The organism is Streptomyces tuirus (genome assembly GCF_014701095.1).
GTDB classification, from domain to species: Bacteria; Actinomycetota; Actinomycetes; order Streptomycetales; family Streptomycetaceae; genus Streptomyces; species Streptomyces tuirus.
In genome coordinates, this window is the sequence record NZ_AP023439.1 from 2,930,636 (window position 1) to 2,942,104 (window position 11,469).

10 protein-coding genes are annotated in these 11,469 nt (G+C 72.3%); 3 read left to right on the forward strand and 7 right to left on the reverse strand.

All coding sequences use genetic code 11. The annotated features are described in order from the left end of the window. The first annotated feature begins 76 nt into the window (after nt 1-76). Together IGS69_RS13385 and lepB are read left to right on the forward strand one after the other, a co-directional pair. Complete coding sequence (locus tag IGS69_RS13385) at nt 77-2,191, forward strand: fructose-specific PTS transporter subunit EIIC (RefSeq protein WP_190899477.1); 2,115 nt, start codon at nt 77-79, stop codon at nt 2,189-2,191. Nucleotides 2,192-2,297: 106 nt separating this feature from the next. Continuing rightward, nucleotides 2,298-2,981, forward strand: coding sequence for a signal peptidase I (gene lepB, locus IGS69_RS13390; protein ID WP_190899479.1), 684 nt, complete (start codon nt 2,298-2,300; stop codon nt 2,979-2,981). Between the two features lie 288 nt (nt 2,982-3,269). Here lepB and IGS69_RS13395 read toward each other — a convergent pair whose 3' ends face one another. The 7 genes from IGS69_RS13395 to IGS69_RS13425 all read right to left on the reverse strand — a co-directional run bounded on the left by IGS69_RS13395 (nt 3,270) and on the right by IGS69_RS13425 (nt 10,716). Further along, complete coding sequence (locus tag IGS69_RS13395; RefSeq protein WP_190899480.1) at nt 3,270-4,250, reverse strand: cation diffusion facilitator family transporter; 981 nt, start codon at nt 4,248-4,250, stop codon at nt 3,270-3,272. Between the two features lie 152 nt (nt 4,251-4,402). Next, on the reverse strand, nt 4,403-5,554 hold the full coding sequence (gene manA / locus IGS69_RS13400; RefSeq protein ID WP_190899482.1) for a mannose-6-phosphate isomerase, class I: 1,152 nt from the start codon (nt 5,552-5,554) through the stop codon (nt 4,403-4,405). 54 nt (nt 5,555-5,608) lie between these two features. After that, nucleotides 5,609-6,736 (reverse strand): SIS domain-containing protein, encoded by a 1,128-nt coding sequence (locus tag IGS69_RS13405; protein ID WP_190904484.1) that lies wholly within the window; start codon nt 6,734-6,736, stop codon nt 5,609-5,611. Between the two features lie 112 nt (nt 6,737-6,848). Continuing rightward, a complete protein-coding gene (locus tag IGS69_RS13410; protein ID WP_185007880.1) occupies nt 6,849-7,019 on the reverse strand; it encodes a Trm112 family protein in 171 nt (56 codons plus the stop codon). Nucleotides 7,020-7,089: 70 nt separating this feature from the next. Then, complete coding sequence (locus IGS69_RS13415) at nt 7,090-8,454, reverse strand: phosphomannomutase/phosphoglucomutase (RefSeq protein ID WP_190899484.1); 1,365 nt, start codon at nt 8,452-8,454, stop codon at nt 7,090-7,092. A gap of 103 nt (nt 8,455-8,557) precedes the next feature. Further along, a complete protein-coding gene (locus IGS69_RS13420) occupies nt 8,558-10,174 on the reverse strand; it encodes an L-lactate permease (protein WP_190904485.1) in 1,617 nt (538 codons plus the stop codon). Between the two features lie 119 nt (nt 10,175-10,293). Further along, entirely contained in the window at nt 10,294-10,716 is a 423-nt protein-coding gene (locus IGS69_RS13425; protein WP_031110158.1) for a DUF3499 domain-containing protein, read from the reverse strand. A 294-nt stretch (nt 10,717-11,010) separates the two neighbouring features. Between IGS69_RS13425 and IGS69_RS13430 the strand changes: the two genes are divergently transcribed. Further along, the gene (locus IGS69_RS13430) at nt 11,011-11,466 is read left to right on the forward strand and encodes a metallopeptidase family protein (protein WP_078615183.1); all 456 of its coding nucleotides are present in this window, start codon (nt 11,011-11,013) and stop codon (nt 11,464-11,466) included. Nucleotides 11,467-11,469: the final 3 nt, after the last annotated feature.

Below are 11,469 nucleotides of genomic sequence, written 5' to 3' on the forward strand. Positions count from 1 at the left end.
AGTTCTGAACAGCTGATCGATCCTGCGGGGCGTCCGGGACGCCGGTTCCGCATGACAAAGGCGTTAGGAGATCGACGTGACCAGTCCGGCCGGCCCTCCCCCCACGGGCAGCGGCGATGGCGAGCGGCAGCGGTTGAGGCTGCTCGCGGTGACCGCCTGCCCGACCGGCATCGCCCATACGTACATGGCGGCCGAAAAGCTCGCCCTGGCCGCCGAGAGTCGCGGCATCGACATGAAGGTGGAGACGCAAGGATCCATCGGGGCCGAAAATGTGCTCACTGACAACGATGTCAAGCACGCCGACGGCGTGATCGTCGCCGCGGACAAGGACGTGGACCTGAGCCGCTTCGCCGGCAAGCGGGTGCTGACGGTCGGGGTCGACGAGGGCATTCGCCACCCCGAGCGGCTGATCGAGCGGGTGCTGTCCGCGCCCGTGCACACGGGAGGGGGCGCCCGCACGGCCCCCGCGGCCGGTGGCGGCAGGGAGCGGAGCGCCGGATACAAGGCGCTCATGAACGGGGTCAGTTACATGATCCCGTTCGTCGTGGTCGGGGGGCTGCTGATCGCGATCTCGCTCTCGATCGGCGGGCACACCGACCCCTCGGGCGGTCTGGTCATCCCGAAGGACTCCTTCTGGATGGATGTGAACAACATCGGCGTCATCGGCTTCACGCTGATGGTGCCGATCCTGTCCGGCTACATCGCGTACGCGATCGGGGACCGGCCCGCTCTCGTGCCCGGCATGATCGGCGGCTGGATCGCCAACACCGGTGAGCTGTACGACTCCAAGGCGGGCGCCGGTTTCATCGGGGCGATCGTGACCGGGTTCCTCGCCGGGTATCTGGTGGTGTGGATCAAGAAGGTGAAGGTCCCGAAGTTCGCGCAGCCGATCATGCCGATCATCGTGATCCCGATCGTGGCGACCACGGCCCTGGGGCTGTTCTTCATCTACGTCATCGGCAAGCCGATCTCCTGGGTGTTCGAGCACCTGACGGACTGGCTCAGCGGGATGACCGGTACCAGCGCGATCCTGCTCGGCGCGATTCTGGGGCTCATGATCGCGTTCGACATGGGCGGGCCGGTCAACAAGACGGCGTTCCTGTTCGGGGCCGGCCTCATCGCGACCGGCAATCAGACGGTGATGGGCATGTGCGCGGCGGCCATCCCGGTCATGCCGCTGGGGCAGGGCCTGGCCACGCTGATACGGAAGCGGCTGTACACCGAGCAGGAGCGGGAGACCGGGTTCGCCGCACTGTTCATGGGGTGCTTCGGCATCTCCGAGGGTGCGATCCCGTTCGCGGCGGCGCGCCCCACGCAGGTCATCCCCGCCAACATGCTGGGTGGCGCGGTCGCCGGTGCGATCGCCGGGGTCGCCGGGGTCGAGGACGCGGTGCCGCACGGCGGGCCGATCGTGGCCGTGCTGGGTGCGGTGAGCGGGGTGCCGATGTTCTTCGTGGCCGTGGTGATCGGTTCGATCGTCACCGCACTGGTCACGGTCGCCCTGGTCGACCTGAGTGAGCGCAGGCGGCGCGGGGAGGCACTCGGCGGAGTCGGCGCCCCGGCCGGGCCCGAGCCGGCCCTGGTCGGCGTCGGAGCCGGAGCGCAGGGCGGCGGAGATGCCGTGGCGGAGCGGACCGTACGCGCGGCAGAGCCGGCCGGCGCGCCCGCGGCTTCCGGGGAGGCGGTGGCTCCCGGGAGCGCGGGTCGCGCTCCCGCCGAGGAGGCCGGCGTGGGCGAGGTGCTCTCCGGCTATCTGACCCGGCAGACCGTGCGGGTCGAGCTCGGTGCCGGTGACAAGGAGTCCGCGATCCGGGAGATGAGTGAGCAGCTGGCTGGCACCGGCAGGGTCGCGGACGTGGAGGAACTGGTGGCGTGTGCGCTGCGCCGGGAGGCGCAGGGTACGACCGGGCTCGGCGACCACATCGCGATACCGCACGCCAAGACGGACGCGGTGACGGAGCCGGTCGTCGGTTTCGCGCGGTCCGTGGAGGGCGTCGAGTGGGGATCGCTGGACGGTACGAAGGCGAGGCTGGTGTTCATGATCGCCGTGCCGGAGGCGGCCGCGGGTGACGAGCATCTGCGGATCCTGGCGGTGCTGTCGCGGAAGTTGATGGATGCCGGGTTCCGGGAGCGGCTGCTGGCCGCGTCGGACGCGGACACGCTGCTCGGAGTGCTGCGCGAGGTCGGGTAGCGGGCTGCGGGTCCGCGTCCGGCATCGGGGCGCGGACCCCCGCCGGGCCGCTTGTGGGCAGCCGTTAGGCTCTGCGCCCGCGGAGAGACCGCATGGGGAGGAACGCATGTCTGGCAAGGGGCGGGGGCTGGGGATCGCAGCCGTCGTGGTGGGGCTGGTGGGGCTGCTGTCGGGGCTCGGTGGTTTCGTCGGTTTCCGGGGTTTCGGTGGCTCGGTCGTGCGGAGCGACAGCATGAAGCCGGCGCACGGCCCGGGCGACCGGGTCGTCTTCGAGCGGATCGGGGGGAGCGATGTACGGCGCGGGGATGTCGTGCTGTTCTCGGCGCCGGACCGGTACGGCTTCGACGAGTTGGTGATGGCAAGGGTCATCGGTGTGGGCGGCGATCACGTGATGTGCTGCGGGGGGACGGGTGCGGGCACTCGTATCGCCGTGAACGGAAAGCCGCTGCGGGAGCCGTATCTGGAGAACCCGGAGGCCAGCCGTGGGTTCGTCACTCCCGCCTACGACGTGCGGGTCCCGGAGGGCCGGCTCTTCATGCTGGGCGACCATCGCGCGAACGCCCGTGACGCGCGGGCCTTCCTCGACGACCGGGGCGGGACATTGCCGGAGTCGGTGATCCGGGGACGCGTGATCGATGACTCCACCGTGCCGGTGGTGCTCGGCTCGGCGATGCTGCTCGGTGCCCTGGCGGTGCCGACCGGGGTGGGGCTGGGGATCGCCGCCGTGGTCGTGCGGCGGCGGGCGCGGAGCGTGGCGCTGGCCCCGACGCCGTGGGGCGTGCGGGGCTGAGGAGCCTGGCCTCGGGGGCAGGGGCCTGGACCCGGACGCAGACGAAGACCCCGTACAAGCCCTGGGGCCCGCCGGCGTGGTGCGGCGGGCCCCAGGGGTGTTTCGTGCGGTGCTTGTGGCAGACGTCAGTGTCCGGCGTCGCTCGGCGTCGGTCCCCCGGGTGTGGCCTCGGGGTCGGGGCCCTTGGCGGCTTCGCTGACGCAGCCAAAGCCTCCGTACAAGCCCTGGGGCCCGCCGACGTGGTGCGGCGGGCCCCAGGGGTGTTTCGTGCGGTGCTTGTGGCAGACGTCAGTGTCCGGCGTCGCTCGGCGTCGGTCCCCCGGGTGTGGCCTCGGGGTCGGGGCCCTTGGCGGCTTCGCGCTCGCTGTAGATGTCCGGCTCGAGGTAGATCACGCGGGCGATCGGGACGGCGTCGCGGATGCGGGCCTCGGCGGCGTCGATCGCGGCGGCGATCTCGGTGGCCGTGCCGTCGTGCCGGACGGCGATCTTGGCGGCGACGAGGAGTTCCTCGGGGCCGAGGTGGAGGGTGCGCATGTGGATGACGCGGGTGACGGTGTCGCCGTCGACGACGGCGGCCTCGATCTTCCGGGTCTCCTCTGCGCCGGCGGACTCGCCGAGCAGCAGGGACTTGGTCTCGGCGGCCAGGACCAGGGCGATCAGGATGAGCAGGATGCCGATGCAGAGGGTGCCGATGCCGTCCCAGACGCTCTCGCCGGTGAGAAGGGCGAGGCCGACGCCGCCGAGCGCGAGGATGAGGCCGACGAGGGCGCCGAGGTCCTCCAGAAGGACGACGGGGAGCTCGGGGGCCTTGGCGTGGCGGACGAAGTCCTTCCAGGAGCGGCCGCCGCGCAGCGGGTTGGACTCCTTGATGGCCGTCCGGAAGGAGAAGCTCTCGGCGATGATCGCGAAGACCAGGACGCCGACGGGCCAGTACCAGTGCGTCAGCTCGTGCGGGTGCTTGATCTTCTCGTAGCCCTCGTAGAGGGCGAACATGCCACCGACCGAGAAGAGGACGATGGAGACGAGGAAGGCGTAGATGTAGCGCTCGCGGCCGTAGCCGAAGGGGTGTTCCGGGGTGGCCTCGCGCTTCGCCTTCTTGCCGCCGACCAGGAGCAGTGCCTGGTTGCCCGAGTCGGCGACGGAGTGGACGGACTCGGCGAGCATCGATGACGAGCCGCTGAAGAGGAACGCCACGAACTTCGCTACCGCGATGGCGAGGTTGGCGGCCAGTGCCGCCACGATCGCCTTGGTTCCGCCTGACGCGCTCATATGTCCGCGTTGTCCCTTCGTACGCCGTTCCTGGGCCCGGGCGCCCGCGTTGGTGCGCGCCCGTGGCTTTGCCCGTGCTTGACGGTGGGCCATTGTTGCAGCCCGCCGTCGCGGCGGTGAGTCAGGTCACCGGCATCGGGCCGTCGAAACGGTCAGGCGACGACGGTGGCCCGGAAAAGCGTTCCCGTTCCGGACACTTCGGCCTTTTCGCCGGCCGGGACGAAGACGGACTCACCGGGGGTCAGCTCGTGTTCGCCGGCCCGGACGGTGCCGGCCGTGCAGAGCAGGATCTGCGGGGTCGGGCGGGTGAGGTCGTGGGCGGCGCCCGCCTCGGGGAGGACGTAGCGGGAGAGGCGGAACTCGTCGATGGGCGTCTCGTAGACCTCCTCGCCGTCCGGGGAGGCCTCGGGGCGCAGGACGCCGGGGTCGCTGGGGAGGAAGCGGACGATGCGCAGGAGTTCGGGGACGTCGACGTGCTTGGGCGTCAGGCCGCAGCGCAGGACGTTGTCGGAGTTGGCCATGATCTCGACGCCGAGGCCGTCGAGGTAGGCGTGCGGCACGCCGGCGCCCAGGTAGAGGGCCTCGCCGGGCTGGAGCCGGACGTGGTTGAGGAGCATCGCGGCGATGACGCCGGGGTCGCCCGGGTAGTGGTGGGCGATGTCGGCGTAGGGGGCGTAGGCGCCGCCGAGGCGGTCGCAGGCGGCGGCCGCTTCCGCGACGGTGCGGGACATCTCGTCGGGGTCGGCGGTGAGGATCGCCGTGAGGACCTCGCGCAGGGCGGCGTCCTCGGGGTGGGCGTGCAGCAGGTCGACGTAGGGCTTGAGGGAGTCGACGCCGAGGTCGTCGAGGAGGGCCGCGGCCTGAAGCGGGTCGCGGAAGCCGCACAGGCCGTCGAACTCGGTGAGGGCGCAGATCAGTTCGGGCTTGTGGTTGGCGTCCTTGTAGTTGCGGTGCGGGGCGTCCACGGGGATGCCGCGCCGTTCCTCGTCCGCGTAGCCCTCCTTCGCCTGCGCGAGGTCGGGGTGGACTTGGAGGGAGAGCGGCGCGCCCGCGGCGAGGAGCTTGAGGAGGAAGGGCAGCCGGGGGCCGAACCTGGCGACGGCGGCGGGTCCGAGTTCCTTCTCGGGGTCGGCGTCGACCACCTCGGCGAGCGTGCCCCGGCCGGTGCGCGAGGGTGCGCCCGGGTGGGCGCCCATCCACATCTCCGCCTGCGGCCGGCCGGTCGGCTCGACGCCGAGCAGCTGCGGAATGGCGGTCGGGGAACCCCAGGCGTAGGGGCGGACGGTGTTGTCGAGGCGGTCCATGGCGTTCTCTCTGGTGTGCGGGGGTGCTGGCGCGTCAGGCTGTCCCGGGCAAGATCAGGCCCTCGAAGCGAGCGCCAGGTAAACCGCGGCGAAATCCGTGATGGCGATCAGTTCCGCGAGGGTCTCCAGTTCGCCGCCGGGCTCCGGTTCGAGCTCGCTGATCGGTGTGTCGTGGCTGAGGGCGAGTTCGCGGGCGGCGGGGGCGGCGGTGAGGCCGCCGATGGGGCGGTCGCGGAGCAGTACCACGCGCGCGTGCAGGGCGGGCGCTTCCTCGACGCGGTCGCGGAAGAAGTCGTCGGGGTCGGCGCTGGCGGCCAACGGGCCGGCGAGCAGGGCGCCGTGGGCGGCGAGCGCCTCGGGGAGTTCGGCGACGACCGCGGGGGTCCCGGACAGTTCGGCGAGGCCCGCTGCGAAGCGGCGGCCGGCCGGGCCTGCCGAGACGCCCTCGGTCCAGACGACCGGGAGCGCGTCGGAGAGTTCGGCGGCCAGGGTCTTGGCGGCGTTGCTGTACGTGGCGATGGCCGGGCCGCAGCGTTCGGCGACGAGATCGAGGCGGTCGGCGACCTTGCCGAGGGCGTCCGGCGGGGCGGCGAGCACGCCCGTGCGGTCCAGGAGCGCGAGGAGGGGGGTGAGCAGGGCCCACAGGACGCCCGGGGCGGACGCGGCGAGGGGCTCGTCCTGGTCGTACGGGGCGGTCGCCATGGGGACGAACAGGCCGTGCACACCGGCGAGGGCCTCGGCGAGCGGGGTGCGGGCGGGGGCCACGGCCACGACGGTGCAGCCCCGGCGGTAGGCCTGCTCGGCGAGCAGTGACAGGCCGGGTTCGGTGCCGTCCGGGGTGGTGATCAGCAGGAGGTCCACGGAGCCGACCCAGCCGGGCAGTTCCCACCGCAGGGCGCCCGCGGCGGGGGCGACGCCGGTGGGGGCGAGGCGGATGACCGGGCTGCCGGCGCCGGCGAGCGTGCCGATGAGGTCGGCGGCGTGGGTGGCGGCGGCTCCGGGGCCGGCGATGAGCACCGCGCGGGGGCGGCCGTCCGGCTTGAGGTCGTTGACGCCCGCCTCGGCGGCGTGGCGGGCCGCGGTACGCACGCGGGCGCCGGCTTCTGCGGCGCCGCGGAGCAGTCCGCGGTGGTCGGCCTCGGCGAGGCCCTCCGGGGAGTCGAGCAGCGATTCGTCGAGCATGGGCGGCAGCTTCCCATCGCCGGGGTCCGTTGTCAGGGTGTCCTGGATCGTGCCCGCTGTGCCGGGGGCCATGTGCACCGGGGTGTCGCGGGGGTGCGCGCGCCCCGGGCGGTCAGGCGGGGCGGCGGGCCTCGTCGACGAGCAGGACGGGGATGCCGTCGCGGACGGGGTAGGCCAGGCCGCAGCTGGTGTCGGTGCAGATCAGTTCGGTGTCCTGCTCCGTGAGGGAGGAGTGACAGGCCGGGCAGGCGAGGATCTCGAGCAGGCCGGATTCGAGAGGCATGGGTGTTCCTTCGAGGTGGCGGGCGCTTGGGGTCGTGCCTGGTCAGGTTACCGCCGGTGGGGGCGGGGCCTCAGCCCCTGATGATCCCCAGCACCTCGTCGCGGACCCGGGCCATCGTCCCGGCGTCGCGCGCCTCCGCGTTGAGGCGGAGCAGCGGTTCCGTGTTGGACGGGCGGACGTTGAACCACCAGTCGGCGGAGGAGACCGTGAGGCCGTCGAGCTCGTCGAGGGTGACGCCGTCGCGGGCCCCGTACGCGGTGCGGATCGCGGTGAGGCTGGCCTGCTGGTCGGCGACCGTGGAGTTGATCTCGCCGGAGCCCGCGTAGCGGTCGTACTGGGCCACGAGGGAGGACAGGGTGCCGTCCTGGCCGCCGAGGGCCGCGAGGACGTGGAGGGCGGCCAGCATGCCCGTGTCGGCGTTCCAGAAGTCGCGGAAGTAGTAGTGCGCGGAGTGCTCGCCGCCGAAGATCGCGCCGGTGCGGGCCATCTCGGCCTTGATGAAGGAGTGGCCCACGCGGGTGCGGACCGGGCTGCCGCCGTTCTCCTCGACCACCTCGGGGACCGACCAGGAGGTGATCAGGTTGTGGATGATCGTGCCCTTGCCGCCGTGCCGCGCCAGTTCGCGGGAGGCGACCAGGGCGGTGATCGCCGACGGGGAGACCGGCTCGCCGCGCTCGTCGACGACGAAGCAGCGGTCGGCGTCGCCGTCGAAGGCGAGGCCCAGGTCGGCGCCCTCCTCGCGGACCCGCTTCTGCAGGTCGACGAGGTTGGCGGGGTCGAGGGGGTTGGCCTCGTGGTTGGGGAAGGTGCCGTCCAGCTCGAAGTACATCGGCACCAGGGTCAGCGGCAGGCCGGCGAAGACCTCGGGGACGGTGTGCCCGCCCATGCCGTTGCCGGCGTCGACGACGACCTTCAGGGGGCGGACGGCGGTCAGGTCGACCAGGGAGCGCAGGTGGGCCGCGTAGTCCGACAGCGTGTCGCGGCCGGTGATGGTGCCCGTCTTCGCGGCCGGCTCCGGGGCGCCCGACTCGCTCCAGCCCTCCACCAGTTCGCGGATCTCCGTCAGGCCGGTGTCCTGGCCGACCGGGGCGGCACCCGAGCGGCACATCTTGATGCCGTTGTACTGCGCCGGGTTGTGGGAGGCGGTGAACATCGCGCCCGGGAGGTTCAGCGCGCCCGAGGCGTAGTACAGCTGGTCCGTCGAGCAGAGGCCGATCTCCGTCACGTCGGCGCCCTGGGCGGCCGCCCCGCGCGCGAAGGCACGCGACAGGCCCGGTGAGGAGGGCCGCATGTCATGCCCCGTCGTGATGGCGCTCGCGCCGGTGACCCGCACGAAGGCCGCCCCGAAGAGCTCGGCCAGGGACTCGTCCCACTGGTCGGGGACGACTCCGCGTACGTCGTACGCCTTCACGACCTGCGACAGATCAGCAGCCACGGCCAACCTTCCTGAAAAAGTACTGTCGGTCCGCCCAAACTACCCTCGCCCACCGACAGCGCGCCGGGCGGACGCCGGGAAGACCCCCAGCCGTCATCTCAGGTCAGGGCAGCATCCAGCCCAGGACCGGGGTGCTCTGGCCGACCACGATCAGGCACATCACCAGCAGCAGGCCCAGGCTCCACGGCAGCACCTTGCGCAGCAGGTCGCCCTCGCGGCCCGCGAGTCCGACGGCCGCGCAGGCGATCGTGAGGTTCTGCGGGGAGATCATCTTGCCGAGGACGCCGCCGGAGCTGTTGGCGGCGGCCAGCAGCTCGGGCGAGAGTCCGGACTCGCGGGCGGCGGTCACCTGGAGGGCGCCGAAGAGGGCGTTGGCGGAGGTGTCCGAGCCGGACACGGCGACGCCGAACCAGCCGAGGACGGGCGACAGGAACGCGAGCCCGGCTCCGGCCGCCGCCACGAAGTGGCCGATGGTCGCCGCCTGCCCGGAGAGGTTCATGACGTAGGCGAGGGCCAGGACGGACGTCACGGTGAGGATCGCGAAGCGCAGTTCGTGGACGGTCGCGAGCCACTCTCTGACCGCCACGCGCGCGTGGACCCCGATGACGGCGGCCGTGAGGATCCCCGCGAGCAGGACGAGGGTGCCGCCGGTCGACACGACGGGCCAGCTGAAGACGTTGCCGCCGACCGGTTCGCCGTCGGGGCCGGCGACGTTCAGGAAGGGCCAGTCGAAGGTCTGGGTGGCCCGGGCGAGCCAGTCCTTGACGGGCGGGATCTGCGCGACGGAGAAGATCACGACGATCAGCGCGTAGGGGGCGTACGCGCGCAGGACCTCGCGGGGCGGGTCCTCCTCGTCGAGTTCCTCGCTGCGGACACCCGTCAGCACGGAGGCGCGCACCGACTCGGCGGCGGGCACGCGCGCGCGTGGTACGGCGACCAGGGCGCCCGCACCGGCCAGGGCGGCGCCGATGTCGGCGAGTTGGGCGGAGACGTAGTTGGACGCGGCGAACTGGGCTACGGCGAAGGCGACTCCGCAGGCCAGGGCGGGCACCCAGGTCTCGCGCAGGCCGCGCCGGCCGTCCACGAGCCAGACCAGCACCAGCGGCACCACGAGTGCCAGCAGCGGCGTCTGACGGCCCACCACGGACGCCACGGAGTCCAGGGGCAGTCCGGTCACCTGGGCGAGCGTGACGACCGGCGTGCCCATCGCGCCGAAGGCCACGGGCGCGGTGTTGGCGACCAGGGCGACGACGGCCGCGCGCACCGGTTCGAAGCCGAGGGCGACCAGCATCACCGCGCTGATCGCGACGGGCGCCCCGAAGCCGGCCAGCGCCTCCAGCAGCGCCCCGAAGCAGAAGGCGATGACGAGGGCCTGGATGCGCGGGTCGTCGGACAGCCGCCCGAAGGACCGGCGCAGGATGTCGAAGTGCCGGGTGCGGACGGTCATCCGGTACACCCACAGGGCGTTGACCACGATCCACAGGATGGGGAAGAGGCCGAAGACGGCGCCCTGGGCGCCGCTGGAGAGGGTCTGGCCGAGCGGCATGCCATAGGCGAGCCAGGCGACGAGGACGGCGGCGAGGAGGCCGGTCAGGCCCGCCAGGTGCGCCTTCATGCGGACGCCGCCGAGCAGGACCAGGACGATCACCAGGGGCAGGGCCGCCACCAGGGCGGACAGGCCGAGTGAGCCGGCGACGGGTTCCAGTTCCTGGACGTACACGGGCGCCTCCCCGGTTTCCGGCATGCGAAAGCGATTTCTCGCAGCTTCAGAACGGAATGGTCATGTCCGCGCCAAGCTCGCGTCAATGGGTGCGCACGTGGAGAAACCGAGGGGGCCGGTCAGTTGTCGGGCGAACGCAGCACGCGCAGGTGCCCGCGCCGCGCCACTTCCCGCGGGTCGGCCCCGCGGCCCCCGCCGCCCGCCTCGGCCGCCCGCTCCTGGGGGCGGGCCGCCTCACGCACGGCGTTCGCAAGGGCTTCGAGGTCGTCGCCGCTGGGGCGGGCCGGGGCCGAACCGTCGAGAAGCCGGACGACCTCCCAGCCGCGCGGGGCGGTGAGGCGCTCGGAGTGCTCGGCGCACAGGTCGTAGCAGTGGGGTTCGGCGTAGGTGGCGAGCGGGCCGAGGACCGCGGTCGAGTCGGCGTAGACGTACGTCAGCGTCGCTACGGCGGGACGGCCGCAAGCGGTGCGCGAACAGCGACGTACAGGGCTCACGACGTTGGACGGTACCGCACTCTTGAGCGGGCCGCGACGACTCTCCACCAGGTCACTCCCCCGTGTCGTGCTGTGAAACACCCCACACACTCCTTTGAGCGCACCTTTCTGACCTGGCAGGACATCACCGTCCGAGGTGTCGAACGATCCGTCAAGCGGTCAACAGTCGCCATAAAACACTCAATTGCCGTGAGGTGACCGGTCTCGTCGGGATACGGATTTGAGCCCAACCTTGGCTTGAATGGTCATGTAACGACATGCCGCGTGGCGCGGCCGGAAGCCGTCCGTGCCGCCGTGCGGTGCCGGGCACGGGGGCGCGGCGGGGACTACCCTTCACCAGTGATGGACAAGCCCGTAACGCCCCGTGCCGCCGCCCCCGGGCCCCGCCGTCGTGATCGCCACGGACGGGGCATGCGCGGCCCGATCGCACCCCCGCAGGTACCGCTCGCCGCGAGCCGCTCGGAGGCGTTCGCCGATCTGGTGCAGGACTCCGTGGAGCGCCTGGAGCGTCGGTGGCCGCAACTCGCCGACATCGATTTCCTGGTCCTGGAGGTGCCGCGGCTCGACGGGCCCGGCCAGGCGTGGAACGACGAGGCCGTTCCGCTCGGCGGCACGATCAGCGCGCGCGAGGGCCGCCCCGCGCGCGTGGTCGTCTACCGGCGGCCGGTCGAGATCCGCACCAAGGGGCGCGACGAGCGGGCGGCACTGGTGCACGAGGTCGTCGTGGAGCAGGTCGCCGAGCTGCTCGGGCTGACGCCGGAGACGGTGGATCCGCGCTACGGCGAGGACCAGGGCTAGGGC